The following is a 16,936-nucleotide window of genomic DNA, read 5'->3' on the forward strand; positions in this document are numbered from 1 at the left end:
TCAGATCCGGTGTCCGGCGAGCGAGGCGCGCGGGACCGCGTAGACGAGCACGGTGATGACGAGCAGCACCACGTAGGCGCCGACGAAGCCCGCGAAGGCCGGGGCGTAGGACCCGCTCGCGTTCTTCGCGGCGGCCAGCACCTGCGGGATGACGAACCCGCCGTAGGCGCCGATCGCGGAGATCAGTCCGAGCGCCGCGGCGCCCTTGCGCTGCGTGCTCACCGTCAGCGGATCGCCCGCGGTGGCGGCGCCGCGTGCGGCGAAGACGTTCGGGATCATCCGGTAGGTCGAGCCGTTGCCGAGGCCCGCGGCGACGAACAGCAGCAGGAAGCATCCGAGGAAGAGCGCGAAGCTGTTCAGCTCGAGCGTGAGCAGGAGGGAGAGGGCGCCGGCGATCATCAGGCCGAAGGCGGCGATCGTCATGCGCGCTCCGCCGAAGCGGTCGGCGAGCTTGCCGCCGTAGGGCCGCGCGAGCGATCCGACGAGCGCGCCGAGGAACGCGAGCGAGAGCGAGGCCGTGCCGACCTGGAACGTCGAGTACTCCGGGAAGGTGTCGGCGATCAGCTTCGGGAACACGCTGGAGAAGCCGATGAACGATCCGAAGGTGCCGATGTAGAGCAGTGCCAGCACCCACAGATGCGGTTCACGCAGGGCCGCGGCGGCGCCGGCGAAGTCGGCCTTCGCGGAGGACAGGTTGTCCATGTAGCGCCAGGCGCCCCAGGCGGCGAGGAGGATGAGCGGGATCCACATCCACCCCGCGAAGGAGAGATTGAAAGTCAGGGCGGCGGTGAGCGACACGACGATGGGAACGGCGAGCTGGGCGACCGCGGTGCCGAGGTTGCCGCCGGCCGCGTTCAGGCCGAGCGCCCATCCCTTCTCCTTCTGCGGGAAGAAGTAGGTGATGTTCGACATCGAGCTGGCGAAGTTGCCGCCGCCGAAGCCCGCGAGGGCTGCGACGAGGAGCAGGACGCCGAACGGTGTCTCGGGGTTCTGCACCACCACGCCGAGCAGGCCGGCCGGGATCAGCAGCAGCAGGGCCGACACGATGGTCCAGTTGCGACCGCCGAACCGTGCGACGAGGAACGTGTACGGGAAGCGCAGGGTCGCGCCGACGAGGCTCGGCAGCGAGATCAGCCAGAACGACTCGGTGGTGCTGAGAGTGAAGCCGGCATTCGGCAGCAGCACGACCACGATGCTCCACAGCTGCCACACGATGAAGCCGAGGAACTCGGCGAAGATCGACCAGCCGAGGTTGCGGCGGGCGATCCCACGGCCCTCCGCGGCCCAGAAGACGGCGTCCTCCGGGTTCCAGCCGTCGATCCAGCGACCGTCGCGGCGGGTGAGGGTGGTGGCCGAATCGACCCTGGTGTTTCCGAGCGTCTGAGACATCGCGGCTCCTGGAGTTCGAGAGGAAGAATGCTCCGAACCTAGGGGTCGCGTATTTCCCGGCTGCTCTTCGGCGATTTCCGGATGATTACTTTTGCATCACACGGGCACGGGGGCCGATGAGAGGTCCCCGTGAACGCCCCGCCGATCAGGTGTGATCGTCGTCCGGGCGCCAGCCCGCGGCGAGCTCGCTGATCGCCGCGGCGGCGGCATCGGCATCGGCAGGAGAGCCTCCGGCGCGGCCGGCGGCGAGCCCCGCGAGGAAGGCGCTCAGCGGAGCGGCGGGGCGGGCGACGCCGTGCGCGACGTCACGAGCCAGGTCGAGGATGCGCGCCACGTCGACATCCGAGCGATCCAGACCCAGGCGGGCGCACACCGCCGTGGTCCACTCGTCCAGGGCATCGACGGGGAGATGCCGCGGCTGATCTGTCATGTCGCCTCCTGATCCGTGCGTCCTCGTGCCCGAGCAGCCTGCGTCCTGGCACGCTCCAGATCGTCCCACGTGTCGACGTCCGCCGCCAGGTCGCCGGCGGTCACGAGGTCCAGGTTCAGTCCCGAGACGAGGGAGCGCATCGAGGCGTCCCGGCCGCCGTCGGGGAGCGCGTCGACGGCACGGCGGAGTGCTGCGGTGCGATAGCGGCCGATCAGCCACTGCGCGCCGGCGGCATCCGCGAGACAGGTCCCGTCGGCGTCGCCCGGCGGATGCTCCCGCAGCAGCGCGACCGCCTCCACGGCGCGCGGGGTGTCGGCGGCGAGGACGCAGACCTCCGCGCTGTCGACATGCGCCAGGCCCGCGGCGATCGCGGCCACGGGGCCGCCGAACGCGGGCGTCTCGCGCGTCCAGACGACCTCGGCCCGCACGGGTGCGGGCGGTCCGACCACGATGAGCGGGTCGCACCACGACACCGCACGCACCGCCCGGTCGAGCAGCGTCTCACCGTCCACCACGAGCTGCGGCTTGTCGGCTCCGCCCAGGCGTGAGGCGCGACCGCCGGCGAGGACGATCGCAGCGATGCCGCCGGAGCCGTGCGGAGTGAGGGGAGCGGTCATGAGAGCAGCACGACGTCGACCAGGTCGCCGGCGCTCACCGTCGCGACATCCTCGGGAACCACCGCGTAGGCCTCCGCCTGCGCCAGGCCGGCCGCCAGGTGCGAACCCGATCCTCCCGCGGTCGCCGGCCGCACCGTCCAGCCGGTGGGGTCCGCGCGGTCGATGCGCGCGGGCAGGAACTGCCGACGACCCTGTCTGGTCCGCCATCCGGTCGCGGCGGGCAGCCGCATGGTGGGTCGCTGCAGGTCGGACCGGCCCTGCAGCGCCAGCAGGGCGGGGCGCACGAACGCCTCGAACGACATCGCGACGCTCACGGGGTTCCCCGGAAGGCCGAACACGAGCGCATCGCCGACCCGGCCGAACGCCTGCGGCTCTCCCGGCTGCATCGCGACCGAGACGAAGTCGATCCGGTCGCTCAGCACGCTGCGGACGACCTCGTAGGCGCCGGCGCTGACCCCGCCAGAGGTGACGACGAGGTCGGCCCCGAGGTCGTCGACCGCGTGCGTGAAGGCCGCGTCGAACGCGGCATCCTCGTCGGTCACCGTCGTGACCGAGACCAGGTCGGCGCCGGCCTCCCGACACGAGGCTGCGAGCAGGATCGAGTTCGACTCCGGGATCTGCCCGCGGGCGAAGACGCCGCCGGGCGGGGCGAGCTCGCTGCCGGTCGAGATGACGGCCACGCGCGGTCGCCGCCGCACGTCGACCCGATCCACGCCGGATGCCGCGAACGCCGTCGCCTGCAGGGCGCCGACGACGATCCCGGCCGGAGCGACCTCTGCACCGGCGCGCACGTCCTCGCCGCGCCGACGGATGTGCGCACCTTCGCTCCGCGGCGCTGCGAGGACGATCGCGGAGGTCTGCGAGTGCGCGAATCCGCCGTGGGTGTCCTCGACGGGGATCACCACCGTCGCCGCCGTGGGAACGGGAGCGCCGGTCATGATCCTGGCGGCCTCACCCGCGCCGAGGGAAGGGTCGACGGACGAGCCGGCGGGGATGTCGGCGACGATGCGCACCGTCACCGGGTGCGCGGCGTCTGCGGCGGCGACGTCCTCGTGACGCGCGGCGTAGCCGTCCATGGCGGAGTTGTCGAACAGCGGCACATCGACACGGGCGAGCACCGGCGCGGCGAGCGTGCGTCCGATGGCGTCGCCGAGCGGCACGGTCGCGGAGGGCACGGGCGTGACGGCCGAGAGGACGACCGCGAGATGCTCCTCCACGGTGCGGCGGATGGCACCAGCGCCGGTCGGAGGAGAGGCAGGGCGCATGGACTCAGCGTACGCCGGGGCGTCATCCCGCTCGGCGGGTCGTGCGCGATGTTGCGGCACATTTCCGGCGGCCGCACGAGCGGCGCCGGATCAGAGCACGGCCGTGGTCAGAGCGCGGCGGCGATCAGCTCGAGCGTCTGCGCGCGCCCCGGAGACGTCGCCTTCGGCTCCGACTCGTACGATGCCGCGACGGGCGACAGCATGACCTCGTCGACGCCGTAGGTCTCGGCGAACGCGCGAAGCTCGGCGGCGACCGACGCACCCGTCCCGACGAACCAGCGCGAGCGCGCCGCCTGGACGACCTGGTCGGTGGCGGCATCCGTCTCGGCGGCGACGGCCTCCTCGACGGTCTCCAGCGCGACGAGGGGCTGGTTCAGGCGCAGGCGCGCCATCATGCGCAGCTGCGGCAGGGCGCGCGCCTCCGCCTCCTCGGCCGTGGGTGCCGCGACGACGTTGACCGTGAGGAACGTGCGCGGCTCCGGGTGCTCCTCGCTGGGCTGGTAGCCGGTGCGGTACAGGTCGAGCGCGCGCTCGAGTCCCTGCCCCGAGAAATGGTTCGCGAACACGTAGGGCAGGCCCTGGGATGCCGCGAGCTGCGCCGAGTAGTCGCTCGAGCCGAGCAGCCACACCTCGGGTGCTCCGGTCGCGGCGGGCGTCGCACGGACCGTGTACTCCCCGCCGGATGTGAACCGCACGGTCGCACCCTCGCCGGAGACGAGGGCTGCGATGTCCTGCACGTGGCGGGGGAACTGCTCGACGTCGCTCGTCGTGCCCGAGCCGCGGAGCAGCTGGGTGATGACGGGGTCGCTGCCCGGAGCGCGTCCGAGACCCAGGTCGATGCGTCCGGGGGCGATGGCCTCGAGCGCGGCGAACTGCTCGGCGACGATCAGCGGCGCGTGGTTGGGGAGCATGACGCCGCCGGAGCCGAGGCGCAGCCGTGTCGTGCGCGTCGCGGCCGCGGCGATCAGCACCGGGGGAGTCGTCGAGGCGACCGCGGGCATGTTGTGGTGCTCCGCGAACCAGTAGCGGCGATAGCCGAGCCGGTCGGCGGTCTCCGCCAGCGAGAGCGAGGAGGCGATGGCCTCGGCACTGGTCTGGCCGGTGCGCACCGGGACGAGATCGAGGACGGAGAGAGCGAGTTCAGACATCCTCAGGGCAAACCACGAGGCGGGCCCGGGCATTCCCCCGGGGTTCAGGTCCGCGGTGTGCCGGGGGAGCGTCCGCGCGTCTCGTCGCGCAGGGTCTCGATCTCCTCGCGGTTGATGGTCGCCGCGCGCTCGAGCAGCTCGTTCGCGAAGTCGAGCTGCTCGTCGGTCAGGGTGTCGAGATAGTCGTTCCAGCGTTCCGCGACCCGGCCGTAGACGTGCCCGACCCGTGCCATCACGGTCTCGGGGACCGCGGAGACGATCACGCGGCGGCGATCGGTCTCGTCTCGGGTGCGGGTGACGAAGCCCGCCCGCTCGAGGCGGTCGATCATGGCGGTCACCGCGCCTCCGGCGGTCAGGCCCGAGCGGGCAGCCAGCTCTCCGGGGGTCGCCGGGCCCTCGCTCAGCAGCAGGCCCACCGCCTGGAGATCGGTCCCGTTGAGGCCCCCGGAGCGCGCCACAGCCTCCTGGAACAGCACGGACCTGGCCATGAACTCGCGCATCACCTCGCCCTGGCGGGCGATCGCGGCATCGCGCGTTGACGCTTTCTCCGGCATCCGCTAATCTCTCTATATTCGAGAGACTCTCTTTTAGAGTCTCTCTCCTCTGCTCTCAGACTATCGAAGGAACCACCCATGCCCAAGGCGCTCATCATCGGGGGCGGCGTCGCCGGTCCCGCCACGGCACTCTTCCTCCACCGTGCGGGATGGCAGGTGGAGATCTTCGAGGCGCGGAGCGCGCCGGCGCCGTACGGCGGGCTCTTCCTCAATGTGGCCACCAACGGCCTCGCGGTGCTCGACGAGCTCGGTCTGCGCGACCGGCTCGTGTCGGACGGGCACCTCAGCCCGCACATGGTGATGCTCAGCGGGCGGGGAGCGCGGCTCGGCGTGGTCCCGAACGGACCCGCCGGGGACCCGGCGCGCGGCAGCGTCGTCGTGCGACGCGCCTGGCTGCACGAGGTGCTGCGCGAGGCGATCACGGATGCCGGCATCCCCCTCGCGTTCGATGCGCGGCTGGACCGCGTCGAGGAGACGCCGGATGCCGTGGTCGCGCACTTCGCCGACGGTCGCAGCGTCCGCGGCGACGTGCTCATCGGCGCCGACGGCGTGGGATCGATCGTGCGGACGGCCATCGATCCGAAGGCACCGGCCCCCGCTCCGAGCGGGCTGATCAGCGTCGGCGGCTTCTCCCGCGTGCCGGGTCTCGCGCCGACGCCCGGCGAGCAGTACATGGTGTTCGGCGCGAAGTCCTTCTTCGGCTACCTGGTGCGCGACGACGGCACCGCCTACTGGTTCGCCAACGTGACGGCGCCGGCGCTCGGGCGTGCGGAGACTCGCGCGATGACGGACGAGGACTGGCTGACGCGATTGCGCGACCTGCATGCCTACGACCCCTATCCGGTGCCCCAGATCCTCGAGCATGTGGAGGGGGAGATCGGCGCCTATCCGCTCTCCGATCTCACGCACGTCCCGCACTGGCATCGAGGGCGACTGGTCCTCGTCGGAGATGCCGTGCACGCGACCTCGCCCAGTGCAGGACAGGGCGCCTCCCTCGCGCTGGAAGACGCGATCGTGCTCGCCAGGCACCTGCGCGACGCCGCAGACCACGAGCAGGCCTTCGCCGCCTACGAGCACGACCGGCGGCCACGCGCAGAAGAGGTCGTGAAGTACGCGCGAGCCGTCAACCGGAACAAGCGGGTCACGAAGTCCCGGCTCGGCATCGCCCTCCGTGATGCGATGCTGCCGAGGTTCCTGCGCAGCGCCTCCTCGGACACCCGCAACGATCATCTCTACAACCACGTCGTCCGCTGGTGACCCCGCGCTCCCTCATCGCGCGTTCCCCCGCTAGCGTTGGCACATGGATGCCGAGATCTTCTACGTGATCGTCGGAGCCGTCGCCGTGGCGGCGGTCGCGAGATGGCGCGGGTGGCCCGCGCCGCTGCTGGTCACGATCGTGGCGCTCGCCGCGTCGTTCCTGCCGTTCGTGCCCGAGGTCGACATCGACGGGCACCTGCTGCTGAACCTCGTGCTGCCTCCGCTGCTGTACTCGGCGGCGCTCGACGTCTCGTTCGTCGGGTTCAAGCGCAGCCTGCCGCAGATCCGCCGCCTCGGCGTCACGCTCGTGCTGCTCACCGCGCTCGCGGTCGGCTTCGTGGCATGGTGGATCTTCCCGGCGCTGACGCTGCCCGGGGCGCTGCTGCTCGGCGCGATCGTCGCCCCGCCGGATGCCGTCTCGGCGGCGGCGATCGGCCGCAAGCTCGGACTCCCTCGGCGCATCATGACCGTGCTGTCCGGTGAGAGCCTGATCAACGATGCGACCTCGCTGACGCTGTACCGCGTGTTCGCCGCGATCCTCGCCGGGGCGACCCTGACGGTGTGGGACGGCATCTGGCAATTCCTGCTCGCGGTCGTGGTCGGCGTCGTGGTCGGCCTCGTCTTCGGCATCGTGCTGCATCAGCTGCGCATGCGGATCAGCGACCCCGTCGTGATCGGCACCTTCGGGCTGCTGGCCCCGTTCGGCGCGTACGCGATCGCGGAGCACCTGCTCGGATCCGGCGTGCTCGCGGTCGTCGCGATGGGCCTCTACGTCGGCTTCAACGCCCCCCGCACCGACTACACCACCCGGCAGCAGGAGAAGCCGCTGTGGCTCTCGGCCGACCTGCTGCTGGAGAGCTTCGTGTTCGCGTACATCGGACTGCAGTTCCCCCGCGTGCTCCGAGATCTCGGGAGCGAGTCGGTGGGGCACATCCTGCTCCTCTCCGGCGCGGTGCTGCTGGTCGTGCTCGTCGTGCGCCCGCTGTACGTCTACCCGACCAGCGCCTGGTCGAATTTCCAGGACCGCCGGCGCCTCGCCCGCATGGATCGCGGCATCGCCTCGGGGGATTTCGACAAGCGCCGAGAGCAGTCCTCGCGCTGGAGCCGGTACAGCGCGGAGGAGCTGCGGTCACAGATCGTGCGCGAGCGGATGGCGGGACTCCAGCTCACGTGGAAGGACAACGCGGTCATCTCGTGGGCCGGGATGCGCGGGGTCGTCACGCTCGCGACAGCGCTCGCCGCCGCCGACCTCGCGTCCCTGGACTCGGACGCCTCGCACGCGATCGTGGTCGTGGCCTTCATCGTGACGGTCGCGACGCTGCTGCTGCAGGGGCTGACGCTGCCGATGCTCATCCGCGGACTCGGCATCGCGAGCGACGTCGACCAGGCCGAGGACGAGAAGGCGCTCGAGGCGGTGAAGGAGAAGAGCCGTGCCGCCGGCAAGGCGTTCCTCGCCGAGAAGCGCCTCGAGTGGGAGGCGACGCACGGGCAGGTCGACATGCCCCTCTTCGACGCCTTCACGAAGCGGATGACCCGGGTCGAGAAGGACACCGACGAGGCGCAGCGCGTCGGGGATGCCGCGAACCAGCCCTCCTACGAGGATCTGGTCGCGCTCTCCCGGGGCTGGCTGCAGGTGCGGCGCGACATCCTCCTGGCGGAGCGCGACGCCGGCAACCTCGACGAAGAGGTGATGCGCGAGCTGCTCACCGCGATGGATGCCGAGGAGCTCGCGCTCGACACCCGCGGCGCCACGCGCGAGCAGGGTCGCGCGTAGAACGCCGGCTCTCCCACCCATACCCGGCGGCGTCGAGCGGCCCCTCTGTGTACGAACCGGCCCTCTGCGAACGCGCTCAAGGGGCCGGTTCGCGCAGAAAGGGGCGGCTCGGCCCCGGGGCTTCGGCGAAGCAGGGTCAGCGCGAGCCGACCGGCTCCTTGTCGGTGACGGCATCCGCCTCGGGGGCGTCGTCGGCGTCGTTGTCGTCGGCGAAGGGCAGGCCCTCGCGCGGCGCGTTGTAGAGCTCCTCGTCGAGGATGCCCTCGCGCTTGGCGACGATCGTCGGCACGAGCGCCTGACCGGCGACGTTGACCGCGGTGCGGCCCATGTCGAGGATCGGGTCGATCGCGAGCAGCAGGCCGACGCCCTCGAGCGGCAGGCCCAGGGTCGACAGCGTGAGCGTGAGCATGACGGTCGCGCCGGTCGTGCCCGCGGTGGCCGCCGAGCCGACGACCGAGACGATCACGATCAGCAGGTACTGCACGAAGTTCAGCTCGATGCCGAAGAACTGCGCGACGAAGATCGCGGCGATGGCCGGGTAGATCGCTGCGCAGCCGTCCATCTTCGTGGTCGCACCGAACGGCACGGCGAACGAGGCGTACGAGCGGGGCACGCCGAGGTTGCGCTCGGTCACGCGCTCGGTCAGCGGCAGCGTGCCGATCGACGAGCGGCTGACGAAGGCCAGCTGCACGGCGGGCCAGACGCCCGAGAAGTACTGCTTGATGGACAGGCCGTGCGTCTTCACCAGGATCGGGTAGACCACGAAGATCACGAGCGCGAGGCCGATGTAGATCGCGGCGGCGAACCAGGCGAGCGACGCGAGCTTCTCCCAGCCGTACTCGACGACCGCGGCGCCGATCAGACCGAACGTGCCGAGCGGTGCGATGCGGATGATCCACCACAGCACACGCTGGATCACCTTGAGCAGCGACTCGGTGAACGCGAGGAACGGCTCGGCCTTCTTGCCGGCCTTGAGGGCGGCGATGCCCACCGCAGCGGCCACGACGATGACCTGCAGGATGTTGAAGCTGATGCTGGAGGTCGCGCTGCCGGTCTCGAGATCGACCTGCGTGCTCGCACCGAGGCCGAGGAAGTTCTGCGGGATGAGGCCGAGGAGGAAGTTCCACCACGTGCCGACCGTGTACGGCTCACCGGGCGTGAGGCCCTCGCCGGCCTTCGAGCCCGGCTGGATGACGAGGCCGAGGACGATGCCGATGGTCACGGCGATGAACGCGGTGATCGCGAACCACAGCAGCGTCTGGCCGGCGAGGCGCGCGGCGTTCTGCACGCGACGCAGGTTCGAGATGCTCGCCACGATGGCCGTGAAGATCAGCGGGACGACGGCGGCGCGCAGCAGCGTCACGTACGAGCTGCCGATCGTGTCGAGTGTCGCGGACAGGCCGTTCGGGTTGTCCGGGGTCGCGCCGAGCTGGCGGGCGAGGAGGCCGCCGGCGATGCCGAGGACGAGGGCGGCGAGGATCTGGAAGCCGAACGAGGTCAGCAGCTTCCGGACCGGTCCGCGGGTGTCAGGCGCCTTCTGGGCGCGTGCGGTAGTGCTCATGTGGGGACAGAACTCCAGGGGAAATCGCGGCGGGCCGAATGCACGCCATAACGCTCAACGCTAGGAGCGCCGCTGCATTCCCCGGCCCGATATGACGAAGGATGACGGATGCCGTGGCATCCGTCATCCTCTGCGCCGCGCGCCGCCGGAATCAGTCGGCGATGCACTCCTGGACGTTCTCCGAGATGATCTTCTCCGTCAGGTCCTTGTCGGCCTGGTCCTTCTGCTTGTCCTCGCCGTTCGCGAGGAACGTGAGGGTCTCGTTGCTCAGGTCGGAGTCGACGAGGTACTCCGCGAGGCACTCGGAGGCGTCGGCGTCGATCTGGTCGCCCATGCCCTGGGACTCGAAGAACTCGGTGAGTCCCTTCGCGACGTCGGCTTCGGACGGGCGGCTCGGTCCGCCGCACGCGGCGAGCGAGAACGCGAGCGCGGCGATGGGGAGGGCGAGGAGGAGGCGGCTGGTGGTGCGCAGGTTCCGGTCGTTGATCTTCATGGTGCCCACGCTAGCGGCTCACAGCGGATTCATAGAGGGGGTTGCATGGGGAGAATTGCCCGTGTCAGAGACGGATGCTTCTGGCACGATGTCCTCATGTTCATCGTGACCACGAACGACGTGCCCGGATACCGCATCACGCAGGTGCTCGGCGAGGTCATGGGCCTCACGGTCCGCTCGACCGATTTCGGACAGAGCTTCACCGCCGGATTCCGATCGCTGGGCGGCGGCGAGATCCCCGAGTACACGCAGGTCATGTACGAGAGTCGCCAGGTGGTGATGGGCCGGATGTGGGCCGAGGCGCAGCAGCGCGGGGCCAACGCGATCGTCGCGATGCGCTTCGACACCGGGTCCATCGGCAACTTCAGCGAGGTGTGCGGCTACGGCACCGCGGTCGTCGTGGAGGCGCTCGCCGCGGCATCCGCGCCTCCGACGACCCCGCCCGCCGTCTGAACCGCCGACCGGAACAGCGTCTGCACGCGCGTCAGCGCGGCGCCAGCACCAGCAGCTCGCCGACCTCGCAGTCGAGGGCGTCGCAGATCGCCCGCAGCGTGGAGTACCGGATCGCGCGAGCGCGGTCGTTCTTCAGCACCGACAGGTTCACGATGCTCACCCCGACCAGCCCGCTCAGCTCGGTGAGCGTCATCCCGCGCTCGGCGAGCAGCTCGTCGAGCCGGCAGTGGATGCCGGTGAACTCCTCGGCGTTCTCGGCCGGGCTCACACCAGGCCCTCCGTCTCCTTCTCGAGCCCTTCCTTCTGCTGGCGGAGTCGGATGCCGCGGCGGAATGCGACCGCGATCAACCCGACGGCGACGCCGGTCGCGAAGATCGGCGTGACCGCCCAGAACTCGATCGGATGGACGGGGTCGACGACGCCGAGGCCGAGGGTCGCGGTCACACCGTTGCGCCCTATGGTCTCGAGGATCACGATGACGAAGGGTGCGACCGCAAGTGTCCAGCCGATGGCATCGAAGGCTCGTGCGTTGCCTGGGACGAAGATCCGACCGCGAAGGAGATTCCATGCGACGAGTGCGACGGATCCGATGACGACGAGTGCCGCGATCGCCCACAGGGCGATGGCCGCGACGATCGCTGCGACCGACCCCGCATCCACCCCGGTCGCGAAGACCATGGCCTGCTGCGCGATGCCCTCGACCTGTACTGCGCCGGAATCGGCCGTCGCGGAGATGGGCTGCTCGTCGATGGGGATCACCCAGGCGATCCCGCTGTCGCGGAAGGTGCTGCCGATGCGGAGTGCAGTGGAGACTCCGACGATCACGAGTGCTGCGGCACTGAGGAAGATGACGGTGATCGCATCCGCCGTGTCCGAGCGGGTCTGGGGTGTGGCTGAGGCGGCCATCAGACGAGTCCCTCCGTCTCGCGCTGCAGCTTGTCGCCGACCACGAACGCGGTGCCGATGACCGAGATGATGAACGCGGCCAGGATGAAGGTGAACGGCTCGACAGTGATGACCGCGTTGTCGATCGCGTTGTCGGTGACGACGTTGACGGTCGCGTTGGCGAGCATGTTCTCGAAGAATCGCACGGCGGCGAAGCCGACGAGGCCGGTGATCCCGGCGGTCATCACGAGTGCGGTGTTCCGGCGGTTGAAGATGCGTCCGCTCAGCGTGCTCTGCGCGAGCAGGATCAGGCAGCCGATGACGACGATGATCGTCAGGATCTGGATGACCTGGCCGATGATGCCGGGGACCGTTGCGATCGGCGGCAGCGTCGCGGCGGTGATGGTGGCCTGGTCGAGGCCGACCGTGACCGTGCCGCCGCCGGTCGTGAGCGGGGCCTGCACGTCGTCACCTGCGAACTCGATGAGCACGGGCACGTCGGTCCCGCGGCCGAGTTCGACGATGCGGTGGATGCAGAACCCGATCATCGAGGCCGCGATCCCGGCGCCCGCGATGCAGAAGGCGATGAGCCCCGCCTTGTCGCCTCTGGTCAGCGCTCCCTGCTTCGCTCCCTGCTGCTCGACGTCCATGTCCCTCACTCCTTGTCTCCACATATCGATAGTCGTTGTTACCGACAATCGTTAACGTATCGACTGTCGATACATCCGTCAACCCCGCGCGCGCTCCCGTGGCGGAAACGGCGGGTGTTCGACCGCGCCACCCGCCGAAAGCGCCACGGGAGCGTGAGGGCTATGCCCACGGCGAACACGGGCATACACCGCCCGAGCGGTGGTTACTCTCGATGTACAAGCGCAGAACGTCGTGACAGACGCAGCGCTTCGCCCCAGTGCGAATAAGGAGTCACAGCATGTTCGAGAGATTCACGGACCGAGCCCGTCGAGTGGTCGTCCTCGCCCAAGAAGAGGCGAAGATGCTCAACCACAACTACATCGGCACCGAGCACATCCTGCTCGGCCTCATCCACGAGGGCGAGGGCGTCGCCGCCAAGGCGCTCGAAAGTCTCGGCATCTCCCTCGACGCGGTGCGCGAGCAGGTGCAGGACATCATCGGCCAGGGTCAGCAGCAGCCGACCGGCCACATCCCGTTCACGCCCCGCGCCAAGAAGGTGCTCGAGCTGAGCCTCCGCGAGGCCCTGCAGCTCGGCCACAACTACATCGGCACCGAGCACATCCTCCTCGGTCTCATCCGCGAGGGCGAGGGCGTCGCCGCCCAGGTGCTCGTCAAGCTCGGCGCCGACCTCAACAAGGTCCGCCAGCAGGTCATCCAGCTGCTCTCCGGTGCCCCGGGACGCGAGCCGGCATCCGTCGGCGCGCAGACCAACGACACCCCGAGCGCGCAGGGCGGCTCGCAGGTCCTCGACCAGTTCGGTCGCAACCTGACCCAGGCCGCGCGCGACAACAAGCTCGACCCGGTCATCGGACGCGAGAAGGAGGCGGAGCGGGTCATGCAGATCCTCTCCCGCCGCTCCAAGAACAACCCCGTCCTGATCGGCGAGCCCGGCGTCGGCAAGACCGCCGTCGTCGAGGGTCTCGCTCAGGCCATCGTCAAGGGCGATGTCCCCGAGACGCTGAAGGACAAGCAGCTCTACTCGCTCGACCTCGGCTCGCTCATCGCCGGCTCCCGCTACCGCGGAGACTTCGAGGAGCGCCTGAAGAAGGTCACCAAGGAGATCCGCACGCGCGGCGACATCATCGTCTTCATCGACGAGATCCACACCCTCGTGGGTGCGGGTGCCGCCGAGGGCGCGATCGACGCCGCCAGCATCCTGAAGCCGCTGCTCGCCCGCGGTGAGCTCCAGACGATCGGCGCCACTACGCTCGACGAGTACCGCAAGCACTTCGAGAAGGATGCTGCGCTCGAGCGCCGCTTCCAGCCGGTGCAGGTCAACGAGCCGACGCTGCCGCACACGATCAACATCCTCAAGGGCCTCCGCGACCGCTACGAGGCGCACCACAAGGTGCAGATCACCGACGGCGCCATCGTGGCTGCGGCGAACCTCGCCGACCGCTACGTCTCCGACCGGTTCCTGCCCGACAAGGCGATCGACCTGATCGACGAGGCCGGTGCGCGTCTGCGCCTCAGCATCCTGTCGAGCCCGCCCGAGCTGCGAGAGTTCGACGAGAAGATCGCCAAGGTCCGCGAGCTGAAGGAAGTCGCCTCCGAGGAGCAGGACTTCGAGCGGGCGGCCTCGCTCCGCGATGAGGAGAAGAGCCTCCTCGCCGAGCGTCTGCGTCTCGAGAAGCAGTGGCGTGCGGGCGACGTCGCGACCTCCGCGGTCGTCGACGAGGGTCTGATCGCCGAGGTTCTCGCGCAGGCCACCGGCATCCCGGTGTTCAAGCTCACGGAGGAGGAGTCCTCGCGGCTCGTCTTCATGGAGAAGGCCCTGCACCAGCGCGTCATCGGTCAGGAAGAGGCGATCGCCGCCCTCTCCAAGACCATCCGTCGCCAGCGCGCCGGACTCAAGGACCCGAAGCGCCCCTCGGGCTCGTTCATCTTCGCCGGCCCCACGGGCGTCGGAAAGACCGAGCTCGCCAAGGCTCTCGCGGAGTTCCTGTTCGACGACGAGGCCGCACTGATCTCGCTCGACATGAGCGAGTTCGGCGAGAAGCACACCGTGTCGCGTCTGTTCGGTGCCCCTCCCGGATTCGTCGGATTCGAAGAGGGCGGCCAGCTCACCGAGAAGGTGCGCCGCAAGCCGTTCAGCGTGGTTCTCTTCGACGAGATCGAGAAGGCCCACCCGGACATCTTCAACTCGCTGCTGCAGATCCTGGAAGAGGGTCGTCTCACCGACGGTCAGGGTCGGATCGTGGACTTCAAGAACACGGTCATCATCATGACCACCAACCTCGGCGCGCGCGACATCGCCGGCGGCCCGGTGGGCTTCCAGATCGAGGGCAACGACTCGACCAGCTACGACCGGATGAAGGGCAAGGTCAACGAAGAGCTCAAGCGGCACTTCAAGCCCGAGTTCCTGAACCGTGTCGACGACATCATCGTGTTCCCGCAGCTCTCCAAGAGCGAGCTGGTGCAGATCGTGGATCTGTTCACCAAGCGCCTCGGCGAGCGTCTGCTGGACCGCGACATGACGATCGAGCTGTCGCAGGCGGCGAAGGAGCGTCTCATCGAGATCGGCTTCGACCCGGCTCTCGGCGCTCGTCCGCTGCGTCGCGCGATGCAGCACGAGGTCGAGGACCGTCTGTCCGAGAAGATCCTGCACGGCGAGCTCAACTCCGGCGACCACGTCAAGGTGGATGCCGCGAACGGCGAGTTCCTGTTCGAGCACGGTCCGCGCGGTGAGAAGGTGGCGGTCGGCATCAACACCGGCGGCGCCGGTATCAGCGGCACCCCCGATCTGGCGGTCGCCAGCGGGGAGTGACCAGTAAAGGGGCGGATGCTGCGGCATCCGCCCCTTCGCTGTGCCCGGCGGACTACGACACGGTGTCGGTGATACGCGATCCGGTTTCGGAAGCGCGACCGAAGTGACCGAAGGCGCGGGCGGCTAGCATCACCAGAGACTTCAGATCGGACCGGAGGATGCGATGACGCACTGGGAGCCTGGCGCCGCCGACGGACGGATCTACTCCGGGGGCTGGCGTGAGCCGCGCGGAGGAACGCTCGCGGTGATCTCGCCGGGCGACGGCAGCACCGTCGGCATGGTCGGGATCGCCGACGCGGACGACGTCGAGCAGGCCGGTCGCGCCGCGGTCGCCGCGCAGCGGGAATGGGCGCTCGCGTCGTACCGCACCAGGGCGGGCGTCCTCCGCCGGGCCGCGGACGCGCTGCGGGAGATCCGCGCCGACGTCGAGCACGTCCTGATCCGGGAAAGCGGATCGCTGCCGACGAAGGCCGCGCATGAGGTCGGCAAGGCGATCGACGAGCTGGTCGAGGCCGCGAGCCTGGTGACGATGTCGCAGGGTGAAGTGCTCCCCGTCGAGGACCCGTCGACCCTGGGGATCGCCCGGCGCATCCCCGTGGGCGTCGTCGGCGTGATCGCCCCGTGGAACGCGCCCCTGATGCTCGCCATCCGCTCGGTCGCTCCGGCGATCGCGCTCGGCAATGCCGTGATCGTGAAGCCGGACGTCAAGACCCCCTTCTCCGGCGGCGCCGTGATGGCCGAGATCTTCGAACGCGCGGGCCTGCCGGACGGAGTCCTGCACATCCTCCCGGGCGGTCCCGAGACCGGCGAGGCCGTCGTCCGCTCCCCGCACACCGACGTCATCTCGTTCACCGGATCTTCCTCGGCGGGTCGACGCGTGGGAGAGGTCGCCGGCGGGCTCCTGAAACGAGTGATCCTCGAACTCGGCGGAAACAACGCCTTCATCGTGATGGCCGATGCCGACCTCGATCTGGCCGTGGCCTCCGGCATCGGCGGATCATTCCGCCATCAGGGCCAGATCTGCATGGCGACGGGGCGTCATCTCGTTCACGAGAGCATCGCCGACGAGTACGTCGAACGACTCGGCGCGGCGGCCGCGGCGATGCGTCTCGGCGACCCTCTCGCCGAGGGCACCACGCTCGGCCCTCTCATCACGACCGCGCAGGCGGAACGCGTGCAGGGGATCGTGGATGCCGCCGTCGACGGCGGAGCCCGGATCGTGCACGGGGGCACACACGACGGCGTGTTCTACCGGCCGACGGTGCTCGACGGAGTGGATGCGGCCAACGCGGCGTTCCGCAGCGAGATCTTCGGCCCCGTGGCACCGGTGACCCGATTCTCCACCGCCGAAGAGGCACTGGAGCTCGCGAACGCGAGCGATTACGGGCTGTCCGCGGCGATCCACACCCGGGACATCGCGCGCGGACTCGGCTTCGCCTCCCGGCTGCGCGCGGGCATGGTGGCGATCAACGGCCAGACGATCTACGACGCCGCGCACATCCCGATGGGCGGGATCGGCGCCTCCGGCAACGGCGGACGACACGGCGGCCATTGGAACCTGGACGAGTTCACCTACTGGCAGTGGGTGACGGTCCCGACGATCTCAGACTGAGACCCGGTCTGCGGACGGAGAGGACGAGCAGCGCCGAGGGG

16 protein-coding genes are annotated in these 16,936 nt (G+C 69.7%); 5 read left to right on the forward strand and 11 right to left on the reverse strand.

Going from position 1 to position 16,936, the window contains the following annotated elements:
* From ABD648_RS15940 to ABD648_RS15965, 6 genes are all read right to left on the reverse strand, one after another.
* Window positions 1-1,389 (reverse strand): MFS transporter, encoded by a 1,389-nt coding sequence (locus ABD648_RS15940; protein WP_282215940.1) that lies wholly within the window; start codon window positions 1,387-1,389, stop codon window positions 1-3.
* 145 nt (window positions 1,390-1,534) lie between these two features.
* Complete coding sequence (locus ABD648_RS15945; protein ID WP_282215941.1) at window positions 1,535-1,819, reverse strand: DUF6457 domain-containing protein; 285 nt, start codon at window positions 1,817-1,819, stop codon at window positions 1,535-1,537.
* Window positions 1,816-2,436, reverse strand: coding sequence for a molybdenum cofactor guanylyltransferase (gene mobA, locus ABD648_RS15950; RefSeq protein ID WP_282215942.1), 621 nt, complete (start codon window positions 2,434-2,436; stop codon window positions 1,816-1,818). The genes ABD648_RS15945 and mobA overlap by 4 nt, the downstream gene beginning before the upstream one ends.
* A complete protein-coding gene (locus ABD648_RS15955) occupies window positions 2,433-3,701 on the reverse strand; it encodes a molybdopterin molybdotransferase MoeA (protein ID WP_282215943.1) in 1,269 nt (422 codons plus the stop codon). Before ABD648_RS15955 ends, mobA begins: the two co-directional genes overlap by 4 nt.
* A 107-nt stretch (window positions 3,702-3,808) precedes the next feature.
* Window positions 3,809-4,849, reverse strand: coding sequence for an LLM class flavin-dependent oxidoreductase (locus ABD648_RS15960; RefSeq protein ID WP_282215944.1), 1,041 nt, complete (start codon window positions 4,847-4,849; stop codon window positions 3,809-3,811).
* Between the two features lie 44 nt (window positions 4,850-4,893).
* Window positions 4,894-5,403, reverse strand: a complete 510-nt coding sequence (locus ABD648_RS15965) for a MarR family winged helix-turn-helix transcriptional regulator (protein ID WP_282215945.1) — start codon at window positions 5,401-5,403, stop codon at window positions 4,894-4,896.
* A gap of 78 nt (window positions 5,404-5,481) precedes the next feature.
* On the opposite strand from ABD648_RS15965, the gene ABD648_RS15970 reads away from it, so the two are divergent.
* Together ABD648_RS15970 and ABD648_RS15975 are read left to right on the forward strand one after the other, a co-directional pair.
* Window positions 5,482-6,660 (forward strand): FAD-dependent oxidoreductase, encoded by a 1,179-nt coding sequence (locus tag ABD648_RS15970; protein WP_282215946.1) that lies wholly within the window; start codon window positions 5,482-5,484, stop codon window positions 6,658-6,660.
* A 43-nt stretch (window positions 6,661-6,703) separates the two neighbouring features.
* Window positions 6,704-8,434 (forward strand): cation:proton antiporter, encoded by a 1,731-nt coding sequence (locus tag ABD648_RS15975; protein WP_282215947.1) that lies wholly within the window; start codon window positions 6,704-6,706, stop codon window positions 8,432-8,434.
* 136 nt (window positions 8,435-8,570) lie between these two features.
* Here ABD648_RS15975 and ABD648_RS15980 read toward each other — a convergent pair whose 3' ends face one another.
* Together ABD648_RS15980 and ABD648_RS15985 are read right to left on the reverse strand one after the other, a co-directional pair.
* The gene (locus ABD648_RS15980) at window positions 8,571-9,995 is read right to left on the reverse strand and encodes a dicarboxylate/amino acid:cation symporter (RefSeq protein ID WP_282215948.1); all 1,425 of its coding nucleotides are present in this window, start codon (window positions 9,993-9,995) and stop codon (window positions 8,571-8,573) included.
* A 151-nt stretch (window positions 9,996-10,146) separates the two neighbouring features.
* Window positions 10,147-10,488 carry a hypothetical protein gene (locus tag ABD648_RS15985; RefSeq protein WP_282215949.1) on the reverse strand — a complete coding sequence of 114 codons (342 nt, stop codon included), beginning with the start codon at window positions 10,486-10,488 and terminating at the stop codon, window positions 10,147-10,149.
* A gap of 96 nt (window positions 10,489-10,584) precedes the next feature.
* Here ABD648_RS15985 and ABD648_RS15990 point away from each other — a divergent pair, with 96 nt between their 5' ends.
* Entirely contained in the window at window positions 10,585-10,941 is a 357-nt protein-coding gene (locus ABD648_RS15990) for a YbjQ family protein (RefSeq protein WP_282215950.1), read from the forward strand.
* 31 nt (window positions 10,942-10,972) lie between these two features.
* On the opposite strand, the gene ABD648_RS15995 is transcribed toward ABD648_RS15990, so the two are convergent.
* From ABD648_RS15995 to ABD648_RS16005, 3 genes are read right to left on the reverse strand one after another with little or no spacing between them, the layout of a single operon-like run.
* The gene (locus ABD648_RS15995; RefSeq protein WP_282215951.1) at window positions 10,973-11,209 is read right to left on the reverse strand and encodes a helix-turn-helix domain-containing protein; all 237 of its coding nucleotides are present in this window, start codon (window positions 11,207-11,209) and stop codon (window positions 10,973-10,975) included.
* Window positions 11,206-11,847: a hypothetical protein gene (locus ABD648_RS16000; protein ID WP_282215952.1), complete on the reverse strand. Its 642-nt coding sequence runs from the start codon at window positions 11,845-11,847 to the stop codon at window positions 11,206-11,208. The genes ABD648_RS15995 and ABD648_RS16000 overlap by 4 nt, the downstream gene beginning before the upstream one ends.
* A complete protein-coding gene (locus ABD648_RS16005) occupies window positions 11,847-12,476 on the reverse strand; it encodes a hypothetical protein (RefSeq protein WP_282215953.1) in 630 nt (209 codons plus the stop codon). The genes ABD648_RS16000 and ABD648_RS16005 overlap by 1 nt, the downstream gene beginning before the upstream one ends.
* A gap of 278 nt (window positions 12,477-12,754) precedes the next feature.
* On the opposite strand from ABD648_RS16005, the gene ABD648_RS16010 reads away from it, so the two are divergent.
* Entirely contained in the window at window positions 12,755-15,283 is a 2,529-nt protein-coding gene (locus tag ABD648_RS16010) for an ATP-dependent Clp protease ATP-binding subunit (protein WP_282215954.1), read from the forward strand.
* A 163-nt stretch (window positions 15,284-15,446) separates the two neighbouring features.
* Window positions 15,447-16,895, forward strand: a complete 1,449-nt coding sequence (locus ABD648_RS16015; protein ID WP_282215955.1) for an aldehyde dehydrogenase family protein — start codon at window positions 15,447-15,449, stop codon at window positions 16,893-16,895.
* Window positions 16,896-16,936: the final 41 nt, after the last annotated feature.

The organism is Microbacterium luteolum (assembly GCF_039533965.1).
In the GTDB taxonomy this organism is placed as follows: Bacteria; Actinomycetota; Actinomycetes; order Actinomycetales; family Microbacteriaceae; genus Microbacterium; species Microbacterium luteolum.